Origin of the sequence: Pseudomonas sp. SID14000 (assembly GCF_002165135.1) — a bacterium.
In the GTDB taxonomy this organism is placed as follows: Bacteria; Pseudomonadota; Gammaproteobacteria; order Pseudomonadales; family Pseudomonadaceae; genus Aquipseudomonas.
Genome location: NZ_NFZQ01000010.1, coordinates 83,865 through 109,211 on the forward strand (window position 1 = coordinate 83,865; position 25,347 = coordinate 109,211).

Below are 25,347 nucleotides of genomic sequence, written 5' to 3' on the forward strand. Positions count from 1 at the left end.
GGGCTTTCGGCATGATGTGCTGGCATGTTGCCTTTAAGGATTTCCCTTCTCTGCCAGGGGCGTCTGCAGGCGCGCGGTTTCTTCCTCCATGTAGCTCAGCAGCGCGCTGACTTCGGCGTCACCCAGGCGCATGTTGGGCATGGCCAGGCGGTTGTACTGTTCGTACAGCAGCATGGCCAGGGGGTCTTTCTGTGCCAGCATCTGGTCGGGCTCCTTCAGCCAGCGGGTCAGCCAGTTGGCGTCACGTTGGCGGGTCACACCCAGCAGGTCGGGGCCGATGCCGGGTTGCCCTGGCTCGCTATTGCCCAGCGTGTGACAAGACGAGCAGCGTGTGCGGAAGAGCTGCTCGCCACTGCTGGGGGCGCGTACCTCGGGAGCCTGAACGTAGTCGTTGGTCATGGCGCTGGCCTGTTTCCAGTTGTGCAGGCTGTTGCCCAGGCGGTCGGCAAGGATGTACGGGCTTTCAAAGGGCGAGGCCTTCATCCAGCGGCCGGTGGCCTGGTTGCCGATGATCAGGCTCAGGTTGTGGTCCTTGGAGCGGCCGTTTTCCAGGCCTTCGATGTACAGGCCGAGGCTGCGACGCAATTGCTCGATATCGGCCGGCTCGCCGGTGAGCAGCGTCCAGCCAGGGCCGATGCCGAACTTTTCGGCGTAGCGCTTGAGGGTGTCAGGGGTGTCGTTGTAGGGGTCGATGCTGATGGAATAGAGGAAGATATCCTTGCCGACCCGATCACCGAGGATCTTCTGCACCTGACGCAGGCGGGCGGTTTCCACTGGGCAGGAGTCGGAGCAGCCGGTAAAGATGAAGTTGATGGCGACCACCTTGTCCTTGATCAGATCATCAAAAAAAAGCACTTTTTCACCATCCTGGGTGAGCAGGGGGATGTTGGGGAAATAGTCGGCGCCCCAAGGGGTTGCAGCTTCCTCGGCTACGGGTTGTTGCGGTTGCAACGGCCAGAACGGGATGCTGGCGGCAAACAGCGAGAGCACCAGCAAAAAACGCCATGAGCCGGACATGATGCGGTCCTCGTCGATGAATTAGTAGGGGCCCTGTGGGAGAGAGCACAAGGCTCGGAGCCGATGCCGGTCGAGGTGGGAGCTGGCTTGCCGGCGATGGGCCGCACAGCGGCCCCCGCTTTACCCTCACTTGTATCTGACTGGCGCGGTCACGCTCTGCCCCAGCGCCGATTTCACGGTCACTGTCGCCGGCGTGGCCGGGCCGTAGCCGGTGGTGGTTGCCACCAACCGCCAACTGGCGCCGCTGCCCGTTGCAGTCATTGTGGCGTTGCCCAGGTTCACCGGGCCGCCGGTGGTGGCCGCGGTCACAGTGATGCTGTTGCCCGTGGCCACCGAGGTAGTGCCTGCGACTTCCCAGGTGAAGCGGTTGCCGCTGAGCACCTGCACCGTGGCACTGGTGACCTGGATCTGATCGACCGCCACCGCTGGGCCTACCGCGATGTTGACCGTGGCCGGCGCTACCGATTCGGCGCCCTTGGCGTCACGTGCCGTGTAGTTGAAGGTGGCGGTGAACGGCGTGGGGACCGTGGCCGGCGGGGTGTAGATCACCGTGGTGCCATTGGTGCTGGTACTACCCTGGCCGGAGTCCGGCTGGGTGAGGCTGACGACGGTCAGCGGCAGGTTGCCTTCCGGGTCGCTGTCGTTGGCCAGCACGTTAAGGGTGATTGGCTTGCCGGCCGTGGTTGCCGCGCTGTCGTTGGCCGCGACCGGCGGTTTGTTGGTCGGGTCGTCGTCATCAGGGTCTTTGGTGCGGAAGGTCGGCAGGCCAACCGAGGCCACGTACTCCACGCCATCCCAGCCCGGCAGAGGGGTCGGCATCACCTGGAACTGGCCCGGGTGTTCCAGGTCCCAGCGCAGCAGCATTGATGTATCTTCATGCTGGGTGTTGTGGCAGTGCTCCATGTAGGTACCGGCAAATTCGCGGAAGCGGATGGCGACTTCTACCTCTTCCGACGAATCGATATCCGGCCCGATGCGGAACACGTCCTTGCGCGCCCATTTTTCCCATTCCGGCGGGGCCTTGCCGTCGCGGCTCAGGACCACGCCTTCCTCGAAGTGCACATGCACCGGGTGGCTCCAGCCATTGCCGCCGTTGACGATTTTCCACACTTCCAGGGTGCCGTCACCGCTGAAACCACCGTCGGTGGACTGCTGGGCCAGCTGTGGCGCCGCGTTGATGCGCCGTGGGTCCATGCTGTAGCCAAAGCCGCCATCGGTCTTGATAGTCCAGGGCTGGGTGTCGGTACCGTCGGAGCGACCGAAGATGAACTCGCGGTGGCGGGCAGCCTGGAGTTTGGCCTGGTCGGTGGCAGAGTTGCGGTCAATCGGCAGCGGTAGCATCTTCAGGCCTGCGGCCTTGCCTGGTTTGGCGGGCTCATAGGCTGTCGGGTTCATACTCAAGTCCTGGCCGCTGTAGGGCTGTACCACAAGCTGCAGGAACCTGCCGATCGCCGGGTCGCCGTTTTCCCAGCGAGGGCCTTTGCTGGTGAACTTGATCACTGGCTTGTATTTTTCCGCCAGCACGTCGGCCAGCGCGATGGCGCCTTCCGGGCCCTTGCCGCTCTGGTGCTCCTCCAGGTTGACGAAGTACAGCTTGTCGCCGACCTTGATGCCGTGCTTGGCGAAGTTGATGATGATGTCGTAGCGCTCGGCGATACCTTGCAGCGGCAGGATACCGTTATTGTCCTGCAGGTTGCCGTCGCCGTTGAGGTCCATGGTGCCGTCGAACGGTACGGTGTGCTCCATGATGTTGCCGTCGTTGGCGATCATGTGGAACGGCACCCGCGCATACGACAGGTTGGAGCCGGTCGGGCCTTTGAATTCGCCGCTGGTGCCGGCAATTTCCCGTACCACGGCGAACTTGAAGTAGCGCGACACCGAACCGTTGAGGATACGGAAGCGGTAGCTGCGCGCGCGTACCTTGAGTGTCGGCCGGTACTGCCAGTTAACCAGGATCTGGTCACCGAGGAAGCCGTCGGTGTTGAACGGGTTGAACCACAGCTGGCCGTTGGCATCCCAGGCCTTGTCGGCGATCACCAGGTTGACGTCGTAGTCGCGGTTACCCCACGGCAGCGCCGAACCGCTGGGGAAGCGCAGGTTGACGCCATCCTGCAGGGCCTCGTTGCCGCGGTCCAGGGCGCTGTAGTAGTTCATCATTGTGGCGTTGCCTTTGTAGACGTTCTGCGCCGTGAAATCCATCATGTGGTCGTGGAACCAGTGGGTGCTCATGGTTTCGCGCCAGTCGCCACGAATCTTGATGCTGCCGTTCTGGCAGGTTTTCAGGCCTGGCGAGGCGTCATTGACGAACAGGGTTTCACCCGGCGAGCAGGGGAACGCCGCACGCGGGTCCTGGGCGCGGGTGTTGATGGTGTCGTAGCCGGCCAACTGCAACGGCCAACGGTAATCGTAATACTGGCCAGGGAAGAAGTAGGCGTTGGCATAGCCGTCGCTCTCGGCTGGTGAATGGCCATTGTGTTCGTGGGTGGAGAGGGTGTGCAGACCAAAGCCATTGTTGGCCGAAGGGTCGATCGGCAGGGCGTTGTAATGGCGCATCAGGATCGGCTGGCCGTAGCGTACCATCAGCAGCTTGGGCGGGAAGGTGCCGTCGAAGGTCCACAGCGACTTGTGGTTTTGCAGTGGCATTTTCGGGTGGAAGCGGGTGTCGATACCCTTGGTGGTGCCCAACGTGGTGGGGATGTCGGAGGTCTGGTAGTACAGGCCGCCCGGGGCGAACTCGCCAACCGCATAGTTGTGCAGTTGCTTGCGGTCACGCAGGCCGAGGTTGATGCGCGCACCGGCCTGGGCGGTCTTGAACCCCGCCTGCGGGTAGAACTCGTTCCAGCGCTGGTGCGACCAGCCTTTTCCTGGTGGCCGGCCCTCTGCCGGCGATCCGACCGGCTTGCGGTTGAGGAACATCTCGATCTGCGCCTTCCACGGGTTGCGGTCGAGCACGTTGGAATACTGGGTCGGGAACGGGTACAGGCCCGGCTGTTTGAGGAAGGCTTCCAGGGCCGTGCCGCTGGGGCCGCTACGAGCTACCACATTGGGGTCCTGCGCCGGAGCCGCGCCCAGGGTGGGCACCGGGAAGGTCAGGGCCGGCGGCGGTAGCGTGGGGTCGAGTTTTTCCGTGCCGAACTCCTCGAACAGCAGTAGCTGCTGGGTAAACGGCAGCGCTCCGAACAGCGGGCTGGGCTTGCCATTGGTGGGGTATTTGTTGTCGGTTTGCAAGGCCGGCGGCAGCACGTTGTTGGCGCGTACCGTGTCGCGGTCGCCGTACACGCCATTGGTCAGCTCTAGCGCACCTTGGTTGGCCGGCGGCATGTTGAACTGGTCTAGCAAGGCCTGGGTCGGGTCGGCTGGCTGGTCGGTGTAGGCTGACGGGTCGGTCGGCGGTGGCATGCTGTTGTCGTCGAGGGGAGCGGCTGTAGCCGTGACCAGCCCGAGGCCGAGCATCAGCGTAATGACGGTGGACAGCTGGAATGCGTGCCTAGCAGGGTGGATCATGGCAGATGTTTTCATAGCCTTGTGCCTCGCTCGCGGCCTTATGGCTTTACGCTATCGATGGCGTTTTGCCCGTTTATGGGGCAAGAGCAACGGTTGTGCCAACCCAGATCCGAGGAATACCTTTCCAAACAAATCCTTGTGGTGCCTGATGTGCGTTAAATACCGTAGCGTCAAAAATGGGTGAAGGTCCCCACTAGTGGGTCACCCATTGCCCACTGATTGGGTAGTGACAGTACCGGCGCCCTGGGGTATACCTGAGCGCCGCCAAGGGGCGCCGCAGCGAGACTCGTCCATGCCAACGCAGTGAACCGGCCGACACGCCCGGACTTTGTGGCCTTCCTGCATGCCGAACTCGACCGCGTCGGCCCGCAGAAAGCCGTGCTGGCCGCCTACAAGAGCCGTCGCCCGGCGGACATCCGCGCGCTGCGCAGATAGGGCTTGCGGCGATTCTGGACGAAACTGAGCTGCACTTGCGCCTGTGCGCACGCTGGGGGCTGACCCAGGCCGATATCGAGGCGGCGCCGGAGCACCAGGCGACGGTTGCATATACCCGCTATGTGCTGGACTGCGGTGCCGCGGGTGACCTGCTGGAGCTGCATGTGGCGCTAGCGCCTTGCGTGATCGGTTATGCCGAGATCGGTCGGGCGCTGTCCGAGCGCATTGGCGATTTGAGCAGTCACCCGTACCGTGAATGGATCGCTGAGTATGCCGGCGAGGGCTACCAGGGGGTCGCCACCGCGGCGCGCAAGCATCTGGACGAGCTGGCAGCGCGGAGCATGACCGAGCAACGGTTTGCCGAACTGGTGGGGATTTTCGGCCAGGCGTCCAGCCTGGAGGCGGACTTCTGGCAGATGGGGTTGGACGGAGCTTGATTTGCTGCCTGCACCGGCGATAGGGCCAGTAGCAAATACCACAAGGCTTGGGCCACTATGCTGGTAGGGCCATCAGCAAAGCCCAGGGAGAAGCATCATGAACATCATCAACGCACGCCTGCGCGGCAAGCCTGGCCTGTTCCGCATCGAACTGAGCGGCGAGCGTATTGCCGCCATCGTGCCCCAGGCCGAAGGAGTGGCGCCTCGCGCTGCCGATGACCTGGATGCCGGGCAGAACCTGGTGGTGGCGCCCTTTATCGAACCGCACATCCACCTGGACGCCACGCTGACCGCTGGCGAGCCGAGGTGGAACATGAGCGGCACCCTGTTCGAAGGCATCGAGCGCTGGGCCGAGCGCAAGGCAATCACCACCCACGACGACATCAAGAGTCGCGCGAAAAAGACCATCGGTATGTTGGTGGACCATGGCATCCAGCATGTGCGCACCCATGTCGATGTCACCGATCCCACCCTTACCGCACTCAAGGCCATGGTCGAAGTGCGTGACGAAGTGCGCCACCTGGTGGACCTGCAGATCGTCGCCTTCCCCCAGGAGGGTATCGAGTCGTACGCCAATGGCCGGGCGCTCATGAGCGAAGCGGTTGCCATTGGTGCCGATGTGGTAGGTGGTATTCCGCATTTCGAGAACACCCGTGACCAGGGCGTGTCGTCGGTCAAGTTTCTGATGGACCTGGCCGAGCGTACCGGTTGCCTGGTGGACGTGCATTGCGACGAGACCGACGACCCGCAGTCACGCTTCCTCGAAGTGTTGGCCGAAGAGGCCCGGGTGCGCGACATGGGCGCCCGGGTGACAGCCAGCCATACCGTGGCCATGGGCTCATACGACAATGCTTACTGCTACAAGCTGTTTCGCCTGCTCAAGCAGTCGGGTATCAATTTCGTGTCCTGCCCGACCGAGAGCATTCACCTGCAAGGGCGTTTCGACAACTACCCGAAACGCCGTGGCGTCACACGCGTGGCCGAGATCGATCGCGCCGGGATGAACGTGTGTTTTGGCCAGGACTCCATCGTCGACCCTTGGTACCCACTGGGCAACGGCAACATCCTGCGCATTCTCGAGGCTGGCCTGCACATCTGCCACATGCTTGGCTACGAAGACCTGCAGCGCTGCCTGGACCTGATCACCGACAACAGCGCCCGCACCCTGAACCTGGGCGAGCGCTACGGCATCGAGGTGGGGCGGCCGGCGAACCTGTTGCTGCTGTCGGCGCCGGACGATTACGAGATGGTGCGCAGCCAGGGGCATGCGCTGGTGTCGGTACGCAACGGTAAGATGCTGATGCAGCGTAGGCCGGCGCAGGTGCAACGCTTTGCCTGACGCCGGCGTGCTCTCAGGCCGCCATCCCAGCCAGGGCGCAGCTTGAGATCTGCGCATCCTGTACGGCTACACCGGTCAGGTCCGCCAGGGTGATCTGGTCATCATGCTCACGCCCCTTGGCGCGGCCAGCCAGCAGCGTACCCAGTTCGATCAGCTGGTTGGCGTCGATCCGGCCGCTGTTCAAGGCGTGGGCAACCTCGCCGTACTGGCTGCATTGGGCCAACGAGTCGACGATGATGCGATCTGCCCTGGCCACCAGCGCCGGTTCCAGCTCCTGCTTGCCTGGTGCATCGGCACCGACAGCGGTGATGTGCGTGCCGGGCTGGACCCACTCGTTGCGCAACAGCTGCTGCCGGGACGGGGTCGTGCAGACGATCAGGTTTGCCGCGGCGGCGACCTCTGCGGGGTCATGCGTGGTCCCCACCTGGTAACCCAGCTCACGGGCAAATGCGCTATAGGCGGCAAGCCCGCTGTCATGGCGACCCCAGACAACGACCCGGCGGCAGTCGGTAACCGTGCCCAACTGTTCAAGCTGCATCCGCGCCTGCATGCCGGTACCCAGGATGCCAATGGCGGTGACCTGCGCCGGTGCCAGCAACCGCGCAGCGATACGCCCGGCCAGGGCTGTGCGCATACAGGTCAGCCAGCCCTCGTCCTGCAGCAGGGCCAGCGGTTGCCCGGTGAGTGCAGACAGCACCAGCATCAAACCATCGTTGCTGGGCAAGCCCTTGGACGGGTTGTCATAGAAGCCGGTAGAGAGCTTGACCGTGAAGGTGGCGCTGCCCTCTATATAGGCTGACTTCACGCAGCAGTCACCGTTGGCTCCAGGGAAGGCAAAGCCCTGGACTGGCGGGACTTGCGCCTTGCCCTCGGAGTAGGCGATGAAGCCTTGTTCCAGGCAGCGTACCGCCACCTCCGGGTCCAGGCTGGCGATGATCTGTGCTTTGCTGAAGACCTTCATTGGACAGCCTCAAGGAACTTGTCCAGCAGGATATTGCGACCACAAAGGATTACCGCGACGCGTTTGTCGCGGTAGCGCTCGGCAAGCTTTTGCATGCCGGCGACCGCAACGGCGGCGGCACCTTCGATGATCCAGCGTTCACTGCTGGCGATATCGCGCATGGCGGCCCTGATTTCTGCCTCGCTGACCAGCACGGTATCGGTCAGCAGTGCCTGGCACAGCGGGAGGGTGATGCTGCCAGGCTCGACACCGCCGGCCGTGCCATCGGACAGCGTGTCCGTGGCTTCCACATCGATGATTTTGCCGGCCTTGAGCGACTGCTGTAGGGCCGGGTCATTTTCTGGCCAGCAACCGATGATGTCGGTGCCAGGTTTGAGTACCCGCAAGGCGGCAGCGATACCGGCAATCATTCCGCCACCGCCCACGGCAACGAACACGGCGTCCAGCTCTGGCGCCTGCTCGAACAGCTCGATGCCGATGGTGCCCTGGCCCGCGATGACTTGCGGGTCGTTGTAGGGCGACACGAACGGTTTGCCCTGGGCCTTGGCCTGCCTGGCTGCCTCCAGTTCTGCGCTCAGCGGGTCGGTGGGCAGGCAGATCACTTCTGCGTCCAGTGCACGCATGGCTTGCACCTTGTACGCAGAGGCGGAAGTGGTGGTGTAAACAGTAACGGGTACGCCAGCCCGCTTACCCGCCAGCGCCAGCGCTTGCCCATGGTTGCCGGACGAGGCAGCAATCACCCCCTGCTGGTGTTGATCGACCGGCAACAGACGGATTTTGTTGCTGGCCCCACGAAACTTGAACGAGCCGGTGTGCTGCAGGTGTTCGCACTTGAGCAGCACATTGCAGCCGCTCATTGCCGACAACCGGGCACTGTAGGTCAGCGGGGTGATGTCGACGGCCGGGCGCAGCGCCACATGGGCATCCTTGATCGCTTCGTATAGCGCATCGAGGTAATGGGCATCGACAATGGTGGGGGAACCTGTGGCGGCTGACATGACTGCACTCCTGTCTAGATATGGAAAATGAGTCCACCGTAGACTATTAATACATTCGTGACAAGAGAGCGAGCCCAACCGTCGGCGCCCCACACTGGTCGCCAGCGTTGTGGACTAAAGGGTGCGCCTAGGCCCGGAATTCCTTGAGGTACTTGTACACTGTGGCCCGGCCCATGTTGAGCACATTGGCGACGTAGTCGGCGCCGCTGCGCCCCTCGAACGCGCCCTCGGCATGCAGTGCCTGCACAAGGCTGCGCTTATCTTTTATCCGCAACGTCTGCAATGACAGATTTCGCTCCTGCAGCCAGGCATGCAGGAAGGTGTTGATGCGTTCCTGCCAGTCGTTGCGGAACAGCGAATCTGGTTGCGGTACCAGCCGGCTCATCTGGAAGAACGCATCCAGCGCTGCGCGGGCCTGCTCCAGCACTGACACATTCAGATTGATGCACAGCAGGTGCTCGGCTTCACCGTCCTGGTTGCGCAGCACGGTACTGATGGAACGGATCTTCTGGCCATTCCAGTTCAGCTTCTCGTAGGGGCCCAGGTTGGCACCGTTGAGCAGATCCCCCAGTTCCTGATCGATCGCCGAGTCATCGCCCAGTTTGCGCTGGGAGAAATTGTTGGCGATGTGCACGACGGTCTGGCTGCGCAGTTCATGAACGATGACTTCTGCGTGTGGGTACAGCAGCAGTGCGATGCTGTCGGCAATTGCCTTGTAGTTTTCCAGGGTCATTTTCTGTCGGTGATCGGGTGCTGGACGCCCATGGTGGCGGCAAAGCGTAACTGGCACAAGGCGGTTACAGGCAGGGCCGGTACATTTGCCCGGGGCTAAAACAGCCCGTTTCCCATCTCACATGCGATAAGCCGTGTTTATTACATCTCAGTAAACGTTTACAGGGACAGGTGCTTGTATCCATAATTGGTATGTAATTACATGGTACATAACACGGTACGAAATCGTAGGAGCAAGCATGGCCCGGGGCGGTATAAACAAGGTTGTAGTGCAGCAGGCGCGTCAGGCGCTTATTGCCCGGGGCGAGAATCCCAGCATCGATGCCATACGTATCGAACTGGGCAATACCGGTTCCAAGACCACGATTCACCGTTACCTGAAAGAGTTGAACGGCCAGCAGCCTGTGGCTTCCGAGGGCGGTATTGCACTGAGCGACGTGCTGAGCCGAATGGTCGGGCAACTGGCAACCCAGTTGCAGGACGAAGCCGACGTGAAGATCGAACAGGCCGAAAGCACCTTCACTCGACAGCGCGAGCAACTGGAAGCACAGCTGGCGATTGCCCAGCAGGCATTGGCTGCGGCGCATCAGCAGCATCAGATCGACGCAGCTGCACTGGCTGGCGAATCGGAAAAACTGCTTTCCACCCAAAGCACACTGCAAGCCGAGCAGTTGCGCAGTGCCAGTCTCAACCAGTCACTGGGCGAGCTGCAGGTGCGCCTGGCCGACAAGGACGAGCAGGTAAAATCACTGGAAGACAAGCACCGCCATGCCCGCGACGCGCTGGAGCACTACCGCAACGCCAGCCGCGAACAGCGTGAACAGGAACAACGCCGTCACGAAGCGCAATTGCAACAGTTGCAAGTGGAAGTGCGTCAATTGCAGCAGGGCATGATCGTCAAGCAGGATGAGTTGACCCGCCTGCACCGCGACAACGAGCGCTTGCTAGGCGAGCATCGCCAGGCCGCCAGCACCTGCAGGGCGCAGGATGAATTGCTGGAACAGCGCGATGCACAGATCCAGGGCTTGCGCACGATCCTGGCCCAGGCGCAGGGCGCCAGCGAGGAGATGCGTCGGCAACTGGAGGTACAGGCACAGAGCCTGGAGGCCAGGCGTGACTTGTGCACAGAGCAGGCCCGCCAGTTGCAGCAGCTTGAAGAGCAGCTCAAGGCGCGAGACGAGGCATTGCAGCTGTGCCAGTCGCAGTTGTCTGCCGCAACTGCGGCGCAGTAAGCCAAAGACAAACGCGGTCTTTGCAGGAGCGGCCGTGTGCTGCGAAGAGGTCGGTACAGGCAACCGCTCGCTATGCACTGTCGGTACGGGCCTTTTCGCAGCACAAGGCTGTTCCTGCAAGGGCACGCGCGCTCAGACCTCGGCTTGCCTTGCCGCCTCCACACCCGCAGCCGAAAGCTTGATCGGGTAGTTCACGCTGATCTGGTGATCGCTGCTTACCGCCACGCTGCCATCCTGGATCAATCCAGCCTCCTGCAAGGTCTTGAGCATGCCGGCCACCGCCTTTTCCCCGCGGTAGTTGTCCAGCACTTCCTTGCCCAGCCCCTGAGGGTGCGCGTGCAGCAGACGGGTCAGCACTTCGGCTCTCAATGCATCGTTACTCATGGCGAGCCTCACTTGCCGTGTTTGGCCTGAAGCGCCTTGGCGTGCTCCAGATGCTGTTCGAGCTTGGGCAGGGTTTCGCTCGCAAAGGCCTTGAGCTCAGCCTTGTCTGACGAGGCCGCTTCCTCCTTGAACAGCTCCACGGCCTTTTGGTGGGCATCGATCTGGTTGTTGACGTAGGACTTGTCAAACGACTCATCCCGCCATTCCAGGATCATTTTCTTGATCTTGTCGGTTATTGCCGCCTCATCGGGCACGGAAATGTCCAGTTTGCGGGCGATGTCGCCGAGTTTCTGGTTGGCCTGGGTGTGGTCAGTGACCATCTGCTGGGCGAAAGTCTTGACCTCGGTATTCTGGCTTTTTTGCAGAGCCAGCTTGCCGGTGACCACTTCGGCAATGCCGGCTTCGGTGGCCGCCTCGACGAAGTCATCGGAACTCGCCGCCAGTGTGTGTACCGATGCCAGGCCCAGCACCATGGAAAAACCGACGCGCTTGATGAAGAGACTGCTCATGCTTCACTCCTTAAACCGTACGCGACCTCAGTGTCGCGTACGGTTGAGGGGGCATGGGCGGCAAAGGTTTAATCTTTTTCCTGGTCGGCTTCGATCAGGTGGTGTTGAACTATAGTGAAAGGCGGCGAACGCGGTATGGCCAGGGAATTCAATGTGCGCAGCCAGGAAACAGGATGAAGACGGACTTTTCGCGATAACCGGCGAGGGCCGCGCCGTGGCGCTGTTCCGTCAGGTACTGGCGTTCATGCTGGTGGTGATGCTGGCCTTCGTCGTGGTGGAAGGGTGGCGTATCTGGCGCGATTACCGGCATGCCTTCACCAATGCCGAGAACATGGTCACCAACCTGGCCCGAGCCACGGCGCAGCATGCCGAAGACGCCATACGCCAGGTGGATGCAATGACTGCCGCGCTGGCCGAGCGCCTGGAAGGCGACGGTTTCGAGCATATCGACCGGCCGCGCCTGCATACCTTGCTGGTCCAGCAGAAACGCATCATGCCGCAGTTGCACGGGCTGTTCGTGTATGGCCCGGATGGCAGCTGGATCGTTACCGACCAGGCGGTAGTCCCGCCAAACGCCAACAACGCCGACCGTGATTACTTCATCTACCACCGCGACCATACCGACCGTGGGGTGCACATCGGCTCGGTGGTGCGCAGCCGTTCCACTGGCGACCTGATCATCCCCATTTCACGGCGCCTGGAATATGCCGATGGCAGCTTTGCCGGGGTGTTGCTGGGCACCATCAAGGTGGAGTGGTTCGTGCGTTACTACGGCGACTTCAAGATCGACGAACGTGGAGCACTGGTACTGGCCAAGCGTGATGGCACCATCCTGGTACGGCGGCCGTTCGTCGAACAGGTGGTGGGCCGCAGCCTGAGCAGCAGTGAGATCTTCCGCAACCACCTGCCGTATGCAACGGAAGGGGTAGCCGAGGCGGTCGCGGTAGTGGACGGTACGCCACGGCTGTATGGCTATCGCGCGCTGTCCAGCTACCCGTTGGTGGTGGAGGCGGGCTTGTCGCGGGAGTCGATCGTCGCGCCCTGGCGGCAAGATGCGATCAAGTCGGTATCGGTATTGCTGCTTTTGCTGGTGGGGCTGGCGGCCTTTGGGGGCGTGGTGCTACGCCAGTTGCGCGAGCGTATTGTCATCGAGCGGGCCCTGCACCAGGCACACCAGACCCTGAAAGCCCTGGCACTGACCGACAGCCTGACCGGCCTGGGTAACCGCCGGCGGCTGGATGCAGTGTTCGAGCCGGAGTTGCGCCGGGCGCGGCGCCAGGGCTATCCGTTGGCGCTGGTAATGCTCGACCTGGACTACTTCAAGGCCTACAACGACCGTTACGGGCACCCTGCGGGTGACCAGTGCCTGCGGCGCTTCGCCGAGGTGCTGAAACAGGCATTGAAGCGGCCGGCCGATCTGGCTGTGCGCTATGGGGGCGAGGAGTTCACACTGTTGTTGCCCGATACCGATACCCGCGGGGCGGAGCTGTTGGTGCAGGAAGTGCAGCAGCTGTTGCGTCGGCAACTGCTGGAACATGCGGGCAGCCCGCTGGGACGGGTGTCGTGCAGTGCGGGGATTGCCGTGGGTGACCTGGCACGGGAGGGGGTGACGGCCGAACGCCTGATGGCAGCGGCGGATGCGGCGTTGTACCAGGCCAAGCGCCAGGGGCGGGATGGGTATTGTGTGGCGGGGAGTCTGGTGGCGGGCGTGGAAAAATGATTTCCCGGTTGTGTGCACCGACCCGATCGCCGGCAAGCCGGCTTCCACAGGGTTTGCGCATGGCTTGCGGCCTAAGCCCCTACACAAAGGCGCATCGCGCAGCGCCCCGTGAGTCCATGGGCAAGCTCGCTGGCCAGAATGCCTCGCAGCCGTGCACTTAGCAGCCCCTCGTCAACCACCTCGAACCCAAGCCGCGCATAGAACGGCGCATTCCACGGCACATCGGCAAAGGTAGTCAGGGTCAGCTCCCGCGCCCCCGCCTGGCGCGCTGCATCAGCCACCCGCTGCAGCAGCCTGCGGCCGACACCTTGCCCTTGGGCCTCCCGGCGCACCGAAACTTCATGAAGATGCAGCGCCTGGTCCTCAAACCGGGCACATGCAAACCCCAGAATACGACCATCCGGAGCCTCAGCCACCCAGCTACCGCCTGCGTCGACGAATGCCTGGTGTGTCTCACGGTTCATCACATCACCCTGCGCCAGCCATGCCAGCGCCGGCCAGGCGGTAAAGGCCTGGGCCGCCGAGCGCTCGACGTCCGGAAGCCATTGAATGTCGTGCTCAAGGGTAGGGCGGATGTGCATGAGTCAGTCCTTTTAAAATTGTACGTCCTAGTCTGCCGTCAGCACCTGCGGCTGCAACTGCCAGCGCACAGAGCTTACGCCTTTCTCCAGGCTGACCCGGCTGACCAACCGCTCCAGTTGCGCCGGAGCCTGCGCGGTGCCCAGCAGTTCGGCGCGTACTTCCAGGCGTGCGGGGTTGGCCAGGTCTTCGCTGTGCAGTGACTGCAGGCGCAGCTGCGGGTCGCCCAGGCTGTGCAACATCAGGCTGCGGACCTGGATCTCGTCCTCGGCTCGGCAAACGATGCGCACTTCGAAGTGTTGCTCCACCTCACTGGGCGGCACCACTTCCTGGCGGTCCAGGCGCTGGGCAATGTCGCGCAGCAGGATATTGGCGCACAGTACCACCAGGCTGCCCAGCGTCGCTTCCAGTAGCAGCCCCAGGCTACACAGCACGCCGACCGCAGCCGTGCACCACAGAGTGGCGGCGGTGTTCAGGCCACGTACGTTGAACCCGTCGCGCATGATCACGCCGCCACCAAGAAAGCCGATACCCGACACCACATATGCGGCGATACGCGACGCATCGGTGGGCGCCATGCCTGGCACCGCCTGGGTCATCAGCACGAACAGGCAGGCACCTGTGCTGACCAGTGCATTGGTGCGCAGCCCGGTAAGGCGCTGGCGCAGTTGACGTTCGGCGCCAATCAGCGCCCCCAGCAGCAGGGCGATGCTGACACGCAGCAGAAATACTTTCCAATCCATAGCAAACCTCTTCCACGGGCACATGCCCGCATGAACGCCATCGGCTGGCGCGGTTGAAAAACCAGAAAATGCGCAGGACCACGAAGGGGGAGGAAGAAGAGGGGAAATACTGGAAACCACTGTCTTGCCAGGCCGGCCAGACAGTGCAGGACACTGCCGGACTAGCGCGCCACGTGGGCCTGCCGCATGCAACTGGGGCTACTGTCCAATGCAGGTCTCCTGTCAGGGATGCAAAATTGCGCCGCGGACCTTACGCCCCGTGGCAGGTCAGGTCAAGGGCGAAACCATGACAATAGCTTGATCGGCAACGGGCCTGCTATCGGTCACACCTGCATGGAAAAAAACACGGGCAATCGGTACCCTTGCGCCTTCCTTTGCCATCACCCGGACCGTTCCATGCTGTTCAATCTAACCGTGCTGTTCGGCACCCTGGTGGCCATGGAGGGCGTTGGCACGCTGGCTCACAAGTACATCATGCATGGCTGGGGATGGTGGCTGCACCGCTCGCACCATGAGCCGCAACTGGGCATGCTCGAAACAAATGATTTGTATCTGGTGGCCTTGGGGCTGATCGCCACGGTGCTGGTGGCCCTGGGCAAGGGGGGGCATGCGCCCTTGCAGTGGGTGGGCGGCGGGGTGGCGGCGTACGGCGTACTGTATGTCGTGGCCCACGACGGTTTCTTTCACCGACACTGGCCACGCAAGCCACGACCGGTCAACCGCTACCTCAAGCGTCTGCACCGTGCGCACCGGTTGCATCATGCGGTGAAGGGGCGCACGGGGAGTGTGTCGTTCGGTTTTTTCTATGCACCGCCGTTGAAGGTGCTGAAGCAGCAGTTGCGGCGTCAGCGCAGCCAGTTGTGACAGGGGCTTGCACCTGACCTGTGGGTGCTTGCCTCAGTTCACTGTTTCACCCTTGGGCTGCGCCGCTACATGCCCGCGGCTTACCCACCAGCCAAACCCCGCCGCCGTGAAGAACATGATCAGGCTATACAGCGCCGCCGGCACCGCCATGGTGGCGTTGTTCAGCAGCGAAGGGCTCAACGCCAGGGCAATCGCCAAGGTCCCGTTGTGGATGCCGATCTCCATGCCGATGGCAATCGCCTGGCGCTTGGGAATGTTCAGCAGGCGTGGCACCCAATAGCCCACGCCCAGGCTCAGCAGATTGAACAGCAACGCGGCCAGGCCCACCACCGGCGCGTACGCAACCACGGTCTGCCAGTCTTTGGCCAAGGCCAGGACGATGGTGAACGCCAGGAACAATGCGGCCACCAGTTTCATCGGCTTCTCCATGCGTGCGGCGAAAGCGGGGGCGAAGCGGCGAATCAGCATGCCCAGCGCCACCGGCAGCAGGACGATGGCGAACACCTGCATCACCTTGGCAAACTGCAGCGGGATGGCCTGGTCCGATGCCATGAACCAGCTCAGCGACAGGTTCACCAGCAGCGGCATGGTCAGGATAGCGATCAGCGAGTTGACCGCCGTCAGGGTGATATTCAGCGCCACATCGCCATGGGCCAGGTGGCTGAACAGGTTGGCAGTGGTGCCGCCAGGCGAGGCGGCCAGCAGCATCAGCCCCACTGCCAGGGCCGACTCCAGGCCAAAACCGTTGGCGATCAGGAAGCACACCAGCGGCAACAGCAGGATCTGGCAAACCAGGCCTACCACCACCGGCTTGGGGTATTTCACCACGCGGGCGAAGTCGGACAAGGTCAGCGATAACCCGAGGCCGAGCATGATGATGCCCAGGGCCAGCGGCAGAAAGGCGGTGAGCAAAGGTGAGGCGGTCATGAGCGGTCTCTCGGGCGAAGGATCTCGAGGAGTGTAGGTCGGCCCTGATTGATAGCTAATTGCAAAGCGCCAGCGCTTGGTAACCGTTTGTTACCAAGCGCAGCGGCTAGCGAGGCTGCATGCCGCGTTGCAGTGGGCCTATGGGCGCAGTAGCATTCCCGTTTTAACCGAGGATTAGCCTGTCATGCCGTTCCAGCAAGGTCTGCTTGCCACCCCGGTGCCGGCCCACGCCCGTCACCTGTTCTTCACCCTGCAATCGCCCGAGGCACTGCCTGCCGCCCTGGATGCCTTGCTGCCGCAGGTCGATGGCAAACAGCTGATCCTGGGTATTGGCGCCCCGCTGGCCAGGGCCCTGGGCCGTGAAATACCTGGCTTGCGCGCTTTTCCGCAGCTGGATGCTGCCGTGGAGAACCCCAGCACCCAACACGCCTTGTGGCTGTGGCTGCGTGGCAACGAGCGCGGCGACCTGCTGCTGCATGCCCAGGCCCTGGAGCTGGCGCTGGCACCGGCCCTGCGCCTGGCCGATAGCGTCGACGGTTTCCTGCACCGTGGCGGCCATGACCTGACCGGCTATGAAGACGGGACCGAAAACCCGGTGGACGAAAAGGCCGTGCAGGCGGCCATTGCCGCTGACGGTTCCAGCTTTGCCGCGTTCCAGCTGTGGAAGCACGACCTGGAGTACTTCAAGTCGCTGCCCCAGGACGACCAGGACAACATCATCGGGCGCCGCCTGAGCGACAACGAAGAACTCGACGATGCCCCTGAGTCCGCCCATGTCAAGCGAACGGCCCAGGAAAGCTTCGACCCAGAAGCGTTCATCGTCCGTCGCTCGGTAGCCTGGGCAGACCACCGTGGCGCAGGCCTGGCCTTCGTGGCCCTGGGCTACAGCTTCGATGCGTTCGAAGTGCAGCTGCGGCGCATGAGCGGCCTGGAGGACGGCATCATCGACGGCCTGTACCGCTTCAGCCGGCCACTGACCGGTGGTTACTACTGGTGCCCACCCATGAACGAGGCCGGTGCCGACCTGAGCCACCTGCTGCAGGCCTGACCGCTAAACATCCAGATACAGAAACACCGGCTACAGCGGAGCACAGCAGCTAGCCTTGAAAGTTTCCGCTTCATGACGGGAGCTTTTCCATGTATGCACGTCGTGACGTCCTGCGCGCGGGTGCCACCTTGGGCTTGCTGGCCGCCAGCCCCTGGTTGCACGCCGCTGCCCCGGTGGGTTTGCTGACCCGCAAAGTGCCGACCACCGGTGAAGCGCTGCCGGTGATCGGTGCCGGTACCTCCGGCAGTTTTGAAGTGGAAGCCGGCTCGGCCCAGTACCAGCAGCTGAAAGTTGTACTGAAGGCGTTCTTCGAAGGCGGTGCCCGGGTCATCGACACCTCGCCCAACTACGGCGGCGCCGACAGCATTCTCGGCCAGTTACTGGAAGAGGGCGGCTGGCACCGGCAGTGCTTCATTGCCACCAAGATCGCCGCCGACAGCCGGGCAGACGCCGAAGCGCAATGGGCCGGCAGCCTCAAGAGCCTGCGTACCGACAAGGTCGACTTGCTGCAGATCCACAACCTGCGCGACTGGCAGACCCAGCTGCCCTATGCCCGCGAATTGAAGCAGCAGGGCAAGACCCGCTATGTCGGCATCACCCATTACCTGAACAGTGGCCAGGACGAGGTCGCCCGCATCGTGCGCAGCGAACCGCTGGACTTCATCCAGATCAACTACTCGGTCAATGCCCCCGACGCCGCCCGCGAACTGCTGCCGCTGTGCCAGGACAAGGGCGTGGCCGTGCTGATCAACCGGGCATTCGACGATGGCCGCCTGTTCGCCCGGGTAAAGGACCAGGCCTTGCCCGGCTGGGCCGCAGAGGCGGGTATCGGCAGCTGGGCGCAGCTGTTTCTCAAGTTCGCCATCAGCCACCCGGCGGTGACCACGGTTATCCCCGCAACCAGCCGGCCTGAGCGCCAACTTGACCAGCTCAAGGCCGGGTTCGGGCCGTTGCTGACCCAGGCGCAGCAACAGGCGCTGATCAAGCAGTTTGCCTGACACCATGGCAGCCTGGCGGCGGCGCCTGGACCAGGGGCTGAACATCCAGCCCGGCGAAGAGCCAGCGGTGGTCGCCGGGCTGCTGCTGTTCTACCTGTTGTTCACTGGCTACTTCATGTTGCGCCCAGTGCGCGAAACCATGGGCATTGCCGGCGGCGTGGACAACCTGCAGTGGCTGTTCACCGGCACCTTCATCGCCACCCTGGCGTGCCTGCCGTTGTTTGGCTGGCTGGCCTCCAAGGTGCAGCGGCGGCACATTTTGCCCTGGACCTACGGCTTTTTCGCCAGCAACCTGCTGCTGTTCGCCGTACTGTTTGCCCGTTATCCGCAAGCCTCATGGACGGCCCGAGCCTTCTATATCTGGTTGTCGGTGTTCAATTTGCTAAGCATCTCGCTGGCCTGGAGCGTGCTCGCCGACCTGTTTTCTACCGCGCAGGGCAAGCGCCTGTTCGGCCTGCTGGCTGCCGGGGCCAGCCTGGGCGGGCTCAGTGGTCCCATCCTTGGCACGCTGCTGGTTGCGCCGCTAGGCCATGCTGGATTGCTGGTGCTGGCCGGGGCTTTTCTGCTGGGTAGCATCGGCGCGACGCTGTTTCTGCAATGCTGGCGAACGCGCCATCCACTGCCGACCCAAGCCGAGCGGCCGGGGTCCCGGCCATTGGGCGGCAACCCGTTTGCCGGTGCCACTGCCGTACTTCGCTCGCCCTACCTGCTGGGCATTGCCCTGTTCGTGGTGTTGCTCGCCAGTGTCAGCACCTTCCTGTATTTCGAACAGGCGCGCATCGTCAGCGAAACCTTCACGGCGCCTACTCGGCAAACCCAGGTGTTCGGCCTGATCGACACCGTGGTACAGGCCCTGGCCATCCTCACCCAGGTGTTCCTCACCGGTCGCCTGGCCCGCCGGCTGGGGGTGGGCGTGCTGCTGGTGGCGGTTCCGCTGGTGATGGCCGCCGGTTTCCTGTGGCTGGCACTGGCCCCGGTGTTCGCGGTGCTCGTGGTGGTGATGGTGGTGCGCCGGGCCGGTGAGTATGCGTTGGTGCGGCCGGGGCGAGAGATGCTGTTCACCGTGCTGTCTGCCGAAGACAAGTACAAGGCCAAGAACTTCATCGACACTGTGGTCTACCGCGGCGGCGACGCGCTCAGCGGCTGGGTCAAGCGGGGGTTGGACGTGATGGGCGAGCACCCCCAGCTGGCGATGCTGATCGGTACGCTGATTGCCTTGGTCTGGGCCGTGACCGGAGGTTGGCTGGGCAGGCGACACGCGCACCTGGATAGCACATCGCGCGACTGACAGGCGCGCCAAATATGCTGGTGTCGCTTATTTAATGCCACTGGTCCGAACGCTTCGCATTAAACCGAATCCACCGAAATGGCCGAACTCCCAACAGGTGTACGGCAGGTAATGCCGTGCATTCCGAAGTCATACGAGGTTTAAGACCATGGCCAACAAAGAGAACAGCCGCACCGGCAACCAGCAGGGCAGCCAGGGTGGCAACAAGAACCCTGGCAACTTTGCCAATGACCGCGAAAAAGCCTCCGAAGCTGGGCGCAAGGGCGGCCAGCAATCCGGTGGTGGCCGTACCAGCGAATCGGGCCGCAAGGGCGGCCGTTCGTAAGTGAGGCTACGCAGTGCCCGGGTGATCGGGCACTGCGATTTTGCACAGAAGGAGAACCCCATGCGATTGATCCCTCTGATAGCTCTGGTGGGCACGCTTGGCTTGCTGGGCGGCTGTTTTGACCGGGACAACGACCACCCGGCGAAGGATGCCGACCAAAGCAAACCCTCGCTGCAGATGCAGCAACCCGACGACAGACCTGCTCCACAACCTGCGCCAGACCCTGAGCCGATGCCCGGCCAGAAACCCAGCCAATAAAACGGACAAGGACTACGGCATGACGGTAATGACCCGCAAGACCGGCGCGGTGATACCGGCTTCGGCAAATGGGCCGAGCCTGAAGGAGCGTTACCACAAGTTGCTCGTGGACCACGACACCACGAGCACAGCGTGGCTGAGCGAACAATTGGCACGCGCGCAGCGTTTGCCGGATGACCTGCCTGCCGATCCTGCTCAGCTGCAAGCCTGGAGCGCTTGCCATGCAAGCCAGGTAGCCGAAGCCTATGCCAGTTACCTCGAACAACGCCGCCAAGGCGCACCGCGGCGCTATTTTGCCAACCGCGCCCAGGCTTTGTGGTTCCTGCAACAAGTGGCGCCCACCAAGGCAGTGGACGGAGCATGGCTGCACAGTACCTTGCGACACTGGGGCGATCCGCGCTATCACGGCCTGATTCGCACCTACATGGAGGAGCTGGGCGGCGGTGATCCGCGCTGCAACCATGTGCTGATCTACCAACGGTTGTTGAGCCGGCTGGGTTGCCTGGGTTTGCCTGAACTGGACGACCAGCGTTACCTGCAAGGCGCCTTGCAGTTGGCATTGGGGCGTCATGGCGATGATTTTCTTCCCGAAGTGATCGGCTATAACCTGGGCTATGAACAGCCACCGTTGCATTTGCTGATTACCACCTATGAGCTAGCGGAAATGGGCATCGATGGCCATTATTTCCAGCTTCACGTGACCATCGATAACGCGGCCAGCGGGCATGCGCATCTGTCCATCCAGGCGCTACGCCAACTCTGCCCGGTCGACGACGCTGGCCGGTTCTACCAGCGGGTGCGCAGTGGGTACCGCTTGAACGACCTGGGGCTTGATACACCCAGCCTGATCAGCAGCTTCGATCTTGAATCCGAGTTGTTGTCTGCACTGGAGTACAAGCGCAATTTTGGCCAGTTCATGCATTCCGACCATTGCCGCTTGCAAAAGCGCACCATCAACCAATGGCTGGCCGAGCCCGGGGCCATGCCCGCGTTTCTGCAGGCCCTGCAGGCGCAGGGCTGGATCCGCCGTGGTGAGGCTCCCGCCAACAGCCGCTGGTGGGCGCTCATCGACGGCCCGTCGGCACCGATGCATGGCGTGTTCACCGCGTATGAAAAACAACTATGGCACGACTGGATCGCGGCAGGCTGGCAAGCCCGGGGTCGCCGCGTGCTGCCTGGCAGCTGGGAGGTGCAAGTGCAATCGGATGATGCGCTTGCGACTCCTGCCCCGGAGGCCGATATCGAGACCTTGATCGACACGATGGCCGGTAACCGCCATGCAACACCGGAAGGCTTGCTGGCCACTCGGCGCTACTTGCGTGCTACCGGCCTTATCCAGGAGATGACCCGCTGATGCTGCTCGATCCGCAACAGATCCAGGCTGACCAGGCATTGCTGCAATTGGGCAGGCGCCTGCTCGCCGACGGCTACCGCTTCACCTGCGTCACCCCGGCAACCCATGCTCGCGTGAATGCGCGCCCGGAAGCTGGGCAGGCCAGGACAGTGCGCGATGTGTTCGGTTGGAACCGTCCGTTCCGTTCGTCATTGGTTTCTGCCGATGAGCTTGATCAGATGCGGCAGGCCCAGGTACTCGAGGAGCACAGTGATTTGCTGATCAGCAGCGTGCGCTGGTCCACGCTCGACGACCTGCTGCTGGTGCACTCTGCGTACCCCACCCAACAATCCGACGCGGTGTTTTTCGGCCCCGACAGTTACCGGTTCGCCCAGGTCATACATGATCACCTGCAACGCACCCCAAAGCGCGTCGAGCATGCCGTGGATATCGGTTGCGGCACGGGTGTCGGCGCCTTGCTGATTGCCCGGGCGGCGCCTCATGCCCAGGTCAGCGCCGTGGATATCAACCCGCTCGCGCTGCGTTACACCGCGATCAACGCGGCGTTGGCAGGCCTGAGCAATGTGTCCGTGGAACCGAGTGACCTGCTCGGTGGCATTATCGGGCTGTTCGACCTTATCGTTGCCAACCCGCCATACATGCTCGATGCCAGCGAACGTACCTATCGACATGGCGGCGGTTCGCTTGGCGCGCAGCTTTCGCTGCGGATCGTCGAACAAGCCTGCGAGCGGCTCGGCTCAGGGGGCTCGCTACTGTTGTATACCGGAGTGGCGATAATCGAAGGCCGGGACGCCTTGCTCGAAGCCATCCGCCTGCGCCTGGCAGGCCCGGAATGGTCCTGGGTGTATCGGGAAATCGACCCGGACGTGTTTGGCGAGCAACTGAACGAACCCGGGTACGAGCAGGTCGAGCGCATCGCTGCGGTGGTGCTCACAGTTACCCGCAACAGCTGAGGCAGCATGGCCCGCTCCTGCACGTTCGGCATCGAGGAAGAATACCTGCTGGTGAACCTGGGCACCGGGCAGGTGCCAGCCACACCTTCGCCAGCCGTGATCGGGCGTTGCCGGGAGGCGTTGGGCCAGTATTTTGCCCAGGAAATGTTCCGCAGCCAGATCGAAGTGGCCTCACCGGTGTTCGCCAACCTGTCCGAGGCACGCGAATTCTTCCAGTACAGCCGCCAGAGGCTGCGCACAACGCTGGCAGAAGAGGGTATGGGCCTGTACGGTGCGGCAAGCCACCCCACTGCCGCCTGGCTGCGGCAGAAACCTGCTGCGCCGGCGCATTACCGGCAACTGTTCGCGGACTACCGGCATGTGGCGCGGCGCAGCCTGCTCAACGGCCTGCATGTGCACGTGGGCGTACCGCCAGGCTGCGACCGAATGCAAGTGATCAACCGCGTACTGGGCTGGCTGCCCCTGTTGCTGGTGCTGAGTACGTCATCCCCGCTGTGGGTGGGCCAGCATACCGGTTACATGAGCTACCGGCGGGTGATTTGCGGAGAGTGGCCGCACATGGGGTTGCCCGAGCCCTTGCCCGACTGGGCCGCCTACGAACGCTACCGCGCCTTGCTGCAACGCACTGGTTCGCTGGCTGTGGACGGTGACTTCTGGTGGGCGATCCGGCCTTCGCGGCGCTTCCCGACGGTCGAGCTGCGCATCTGCGATGGCTGCCCGCAACTGGAGGACGCGCTGTGTATCGCGGCGTTGTTTCGCCACCTGGTCGAGCACAGCATCACATCCCGGCACGACCTGGCAGCCAGCAACCGCGAGCTGCGCTGGGTCGCCCAGGAAAACTACTGGCGCGCCATGCGTCACGGGCGCCAAGGCGAGTTCATCGGCCTGCATGAGCAACGGCCGGTTACGGCCGAGGGTTGGCTGGCCCAGTTGCAGGAGCTCTTGCCAATCGACACCGCAGATGCCGAACGCGTCTTTTACCATGCTCAACACCTGCTGCGCGAAGGCACCCATGCCGACCAGCAACTGCAATGCCTGGCCCAGGCCCGCGCCGCCGGCCTGGGCAGGGCGCAGGCGTTGCAAGCCGTAGTGGCCGTCGGGGCTTGCAATTAGCCGGAGTTAGCCGAAAATGGCTGCGCCTTTCGCAGCCACTCGGAACCATCTGCTCCATGATGCTGATCAAGCAATTCCCCGACATTTCCCTGGACGACACGCTGTTTGTCTTCGCCCTCGAAGCCGAAGCCGGTGATGTATTCGCTGACGTCAACACCGTGTTCACCGGCATCGGCAAGGTCAATGCCGCCATCGCCCTGACCAAGGCCATTGCCGCGCGCAGGCCCAGGCTGATCGTCAACCTCGGCTCGGCCGGCAGCCAGCGCCATGGCAAGGGCGAAGTGGTGTGCTGCACCCGCTTCGTGCAGCGCGACATGGACGTGACACCGCTGGGCTTCGCCCGCTACCAGACGCCCTTGTCGGATATCCCGGTAGTGGTGGAGCATGGGGCACAGATTCCCGGTCTGGCCCTGGAAACCTGCGGCAGTGGCGACAGCTTCGAGGTAAACCATGGCGATGCACCTTATGACGTGGTCGACATGGAAGCCTACGTGCTGGCGCTGATCGCGCGAAGCGAAGGCATCCCGTTCGTGTGCCTGAAGTACATTTCCGATGATGCCGGCAGTGACGCGGCACAGGATTGGGCGGTGCAGGTGCACCTGGCGGCCGAATCTTTCAGGCGGTTGCTGTTCAGCCACTTGTAACCGCTGGACAAACCATCGCCGGGTCATGTCTTGAAAGGTACCTTGGTTCTGATATTCGGTCCTTGGAACTCGGGCATACGGGACTAGTCTTAATATGTGGGAATATTTCCCACACAACTATGCTGACTGGCTCTGAAGGATCTTGCGAAAACCGCAGCCGCTTGTTGATGCTGCACATCTATGACCGCGCCGGTTGGCTGGCCGCTCCATGGGCGGTTGCGAACTCATTGGTCAGTGCGTTCGATACGGAGATGACGACGCAACTCCAAGCGGAGGTGCATCATGTTGCTCAAGAAATGTTTGTTGGCATTGGCAATTGGTGGCGTCCTGTCGGCATCGACCGTCCTGGTGCCCGACTACATCGGTAGTTTCTCCAGCGTGTATGCCAAAGACGGTGGCAGCGGCGGCGGTGGTGGTCACGGCGGCAGCGGCGGTGGTTCTGGAGGTGGCGGCGGTCACGGTGGTGGCAGCGGTGGTTCTGGGGGCGGTGGCGGCCACGGTAGTGGCGGCGGTGGCTCTGGAGGCGGCGGTGGTCACGGCGGCGGCAGCGGTGGCTCTGGGGGCGGTGGCGGTCACGGTGGTGGCAGCGGAGGCGGAGGCAGTGGCCACGGTGGTGATAGCGGTGGCGGTCATGGTGGTCATGGCGGCCCGGGGGCCGGCGATGGTGACCATGGTGGCATGGCCGGCAGAGGCCCTGGTGATGCGCATGACAACGACAACGACAACGATACGGCAGATGCCGCCAGGGACGCAGCCCGGGACGATGCTGATGCAGCCAGAGACGCTGCAAGGGCTGAGGCAGATGCCGCCCGGGATGCGGCAAAAGCTACTGCAGATGCCGCCAGAGACGCTGCCAGAGCCGAGGCGGATGCAGCCCGCGACGCTGCAAAAGCTGCTGGCGTAGCCGGCGCAGATGAAGCCAGAGACGCTGCCAGGGACGCGGCAGATGCCGCCCGCGACGCAGCCCGGAACGAAGCTGATGCAG

General features: G+C 62.9%; 24 protein-coding genes and 1 pseudogene. 15 read left to right on the forward strand and 10 right to left on the reverse strand.

Going from position 1 to position 25,347, the window contains the following annotated elements:
- Positions 1-33: 33 nt before the first annotated feature.
- Together CAY82_RS16335 and CAY82_RS16340 are read right to left on the reverse strand one after the other, a co-directional pair.
- Positions 34-1,017: an SCO family protein gene (locus CAY82_RS16335; protein ID WP_087502139.1), complete on the reverse strand. Its 984-nt coding sequence runs from the start codon at positions 1,015-1,017 to the stop codon at positions 34-36.
- Between the two features lie 126 nt (positions 1,018-1,143).
- Positions 1,144-4,536 (reverse strand): multicopper oxidase domain-containing protein, encoded by a 3,393-nt coding sequence (locus CAY82_RS16340; RefSeq protein ID WP_087502140.1) that lies wholly within the window; start codon positions 4,534-4,536, stop codon positions 1,144-1,146.
- 366 nt (positions 4,537-4,902) lie between these two features.
- On the opposite strand from CAY82_RS16340, the pseudogene CAY82_RS16345 reads away from it, so the two are divergent.
- Both CAY82_RS16345 and codA read left to right on the forward strand, forming a co-directional pair.
- A pseudogene (locus tag CAY82_RS16345) lies at positions 4,903-5,393 on the forward strand (TenA family protein); the annotation flags it as partial.
- Positions 5,394-5,490: 97 nt separating this feature from the next.
- On the forward strand, positions 5,491-6,732 hold the full coding sequence (codA, locus tag CAY82_RS16350) for a cytosine deaminase (RefSeq protein WP_087502141.1): 1,242 nt from the start codon (positions 5,491-5,493) through the stop codon (positions 6,730-6,732).
- A 13-nt stretch (positions 6,733-6,745) separates the two neighbouring features.
- Here the strand turns inward: codA and CAY82_RS16355 are convergent, their stop codons facing one another.
- The 3 genes from CAY82_RS16355 to CAY82_RS16365 all read right to left on the reverse strand — a co-directional run bounded on the left by CAY82_RS16355 (position 6,746) and on the right by CAY82_RS16365 (position 9,424).
- Positions 6,746-7,693: an ornithine cyclodeaminase family protein gene (locus CAY82_RS16355; RefSeq protein WP_087502142.1), complete on the reverse strand. Its 948-nt coding sequence runs from the start codon at positions 7,691-7,693 to the stop codon at positions 6,746-6,748.
- Positions 7,690-8,691, reverse strand: a complete 1,002-nt coding sequence (locus tag CAY82_RS16360) for a threonine/serine dehydratase (RefSeq protein ID WP_087502143.1) — start codon at positions 8,689-8,691, stop codon at positions 7,690-7,692. The genes CAY82_RS16355 and CAY82_RS16360 overlap by 4 nt, the downstream gene beginning before the upstream one ends.
- 127 nt (positions 8,692-8,818) lie before the next feature.
- Positions 8,819-9,424 carry a transcriptional regulator gene (locus CAY82_RS16365; protein WP_087502144.1) on the reverse strand — a complete coding sequence of 202 codons (606 nt, stop codon included), beginning with the start codon at positions 9,422-9,424 and terminating at the stop codon, positions 8,819-8,821.
- A 238-nt stretch (positions 9,425-9,662) separates the two neighbouring features.
- On the opposite strand from CAY82_RS16365, the gene CAY82_RS16370 reads away from it, so the two are divergent.
- A complete protein-coding gene (locus CAY82_RS16370; RefSeq protein WP_087502145.1) occupies positions 9,663-10,655 on the forward strand; it encodes a DNA-binding protein in 993 nt (330 codons plus the stop codon).
- 132 nt (positions 10,656-10,787) lie between these two features.
- Here CAY82_RS16370 and CAY82_RS16375 read toward each other — a convergent pair whose 3' ends face one another.
- Both CAY82_RS16375 and CAY82_RS16380 read right to left on the reverse strand, forming a co-directional pair.
- A complete protein-coding gene (locus CAY82_RS16375; protein ID WP_087502146.1) occupies positions 10,788-11,039 on the reverse strand; it encodes a hypothetical protein in 252 nt (83 codons plus the stop codon).
- A gap of 8 nt (positions 11,040-11,047) precedes the next feature.
- Positions 11,048-11,548, reverse strand: coding sequence for a DUF4142 domain-containing protein (locus CAY82_RS16380; protein ID WP_087502147.1), 501 nt, complete (start codon positions 11,546-11,548; stop codon positions 11,048-11,050).
- A gap of 151 nt (positions 11,549-11,699) precedes the next feature.
- Between CAY82_RS16380 and CAY82_RS16385 the strand changes: the two genes are divergently transcribed.
- A complete protein-coding gene (locus tag CAY82_RS16385) occupies positions 11,700-13,268 on the forward strand; it encodes a sensor domain-containing diguanylate cyclase (RefSeq protein ID WP_087502148.1) in 1,569 nt (522 codons plus the stop codon).
- A gap of 71 nt (positions 13,269-13,339) precedes the next feature.
- On the opposite strand, the gene CAY82_RS16390 is transcribed toward CAY82_RS16385, so the two are convergent.
- Both CAY82_RS16390 and CAY82_RS16395 read right to left on the reverse strand, forming a co-directional pair.
- On the reverse strand, positions 13,340-13,849 hold the full coding sequence (locus tag CAY82_RS16390; RefSeq protein ID WP_087502149.1) for a GNAT family N-acetyltransferase: 510 nt from the start codon (positions 13,847-13,849) through the stop codon (positions 13,340-13,342).
- 27 nt (positions 13,850-13,876) lie between these two features.
- On the reverse strand, positions 13,877-14,590 hold the full coding sequence (locus tag CAY82_RS16395; RefSeq protein WP_087502150.1) for an MgtC/SapB family protein: 714 nt from the start codon (positions 14,588-14,590) through the stop codon (positions 13,877-13,879).
- Positions 14,591-14,986: 396 nt separating this feature from the next.
- Here CAY82_RS16395 and CAY82_RS16400 point away from each other — a divergent pair, with 396 nt between their 5' ends.
- On the forward strand, positions 14,987-15,454 hold the full coding sequence (locus CAY82_RS16400) for a sterol desaturase family protein (RefSeq protein ID WP_087502151.1): 468 nt from the start codon (positions 14,987-14,989) through the stop codon (positions 15,452-15,454).
- 33 nt (positions 15,455-15,487) lie between these two features.
- On the opposite strand, the gene CAY82_RS16405 is transcribed toward CAY82_RS16400, so the two are convergent.
- The gene (locus tag CAY82_RS16405; RefSeq protein WP_087502152.1) at positions 15,488-16,381 is read right to left on the reverse strand and encodes a bile acid:sodium symporter family protein; all 894 of its coding nucleotides are present in this window, start codon (positions 16,379-16,381) and stop codon (positions 15,488-15,490) included.
- 184 nt (positions 16,382-16,565) lie between these two features.
- On the opposite strand from CAY82_RS16405, the gene CAY82_RS16410 reads away from it, so the two are divergent.
- The 10 genes from CAY82_RS16410 (at position 16,566) to CAY82_RS26715 (ending at position 25,266) form a co-directional block, all read left to right on the forward strand.
- Positions 16,566-17,429 carry a Dyp-type peroxidase gene (locus CAY82_RS16410; RefSeq protein ID WP_087502153.1) on the forward strand — a complete coding sequence of 288 codons (864 nt, stop codon included), beginning with the start codon at positions 16,566-16,568 and terminating at the stop codon, positions 17,427-17,429.
- Between the two features lie 89 nt (positions 17,430-17,518).
- Positions 17,519-18,427 (forward strand): aldo/keto reductase, encoded by a 909-nt coding sequence (locus tag CAY82_RS16415; protein ID WP_087502154.1) that lies wholly within the window; start codon positions 17,519-17,521, stop codon positions 18,425-18,427.
- A 4-nt stretch (positions 18,428-18,431) separates the two neighbouring features.
- Positions 18,432-19,715, forward strand: a complete 1,284-nt coding sequence (locus tag CAY82_RS16420) for an NTP/NDP exchange transporter (protein WP_087502155.1) — start codon at positions 18,432-18,434, stop codon at positions 19,713-19,715.
- 148 nt (positions 19,716-19,863) lie between these two features.
- Positions 19,864-20,040 (forward strand): general stress protein, encoded by a 177-nt coding sequence (locus CAY82_RS16425; protein WP_003259933.1) that lies wholly within the window; start codon positions 19,864-19,866, stop codon positions 20,038-20,040.
- A 60-nt stretch (positions 20,041-20,100) separates the two neighbouring features.
- Positions 20,101-20,298, forward strand: a complete 198-nt coding sequence (locus tag CAY82_RS16430; RefSeq protein WP_087502156.1) for a hypothetical protein — start codon at positions 20,101-20,103, stop codon at positions 20,296-20,298.
- 19 nt (positions 20,299-20,317) lie between these two features.
- Positions 20,318-21,652 (forward strand): iron-containing redox enzyme family protein, encoded by a 1,335-nt coding sequence (locus tag CAY82_RS16435; RefSeq protein ID WP_087502157.1) that lies wholly within the window; start codon positions 20,318-20,320, stop codon positions 21,650-21,652.
- Complete coding sequence (locus tag CAY82_RS16440) at positions 21,652-22,605, forward strand: class I SAM-dependent methyltransferase (RefSeq protein WP_087502158.1); 954 nt, start codon at positions 21,652-21,654, stop codon at positions 22,603-22,605. Before CAY82_RS16435 ends, CAY82_RS16440 begins: the two co-directional genes overlap by 1 nt.
- 6 nt (positions 22,606-22,611) lie before the next feature.
- Positions 22,612-23,718 carry a carboxylate-amine ligase gene (locus tag CAY82_RS16445; RefSeq protein ID WP_087502159.1) on the forward strand — a complete coding sequence of 369 codons (1,107 nt, stop codon included), beginning with the start codon at positions 22,612-22,614 and terminating at the stop codon, positions 23,716-23,718.
- Between the two features lie 56 nt (positions 23,719-23,774).
- On the forward strand, positions 23,775-24,362 hold the full coding sequence (locus tag CAY82_RS16450; RefSeq protein WP_087502160.1) for a nucleosidase: 588 nt from the start codon (positions 23,775-23,777) through the stop codon (positions 24,360-24,362).
- Positions 24,363-24,744: 382 nt separating this feature from the next.
- Positions 24,745-25,266: a hypothetical protein gene (locus tag CAY82_RS26715; RefSeq protein WP_170931086.1), complete on the forward strand. Its 522-nt coding sequence runs from the start codon at positions 24,745-24,747 to the stop codon at positions 25,264-25,266.
- Positions 25,267-25,347: the final 81 nt, after the last annotated feature.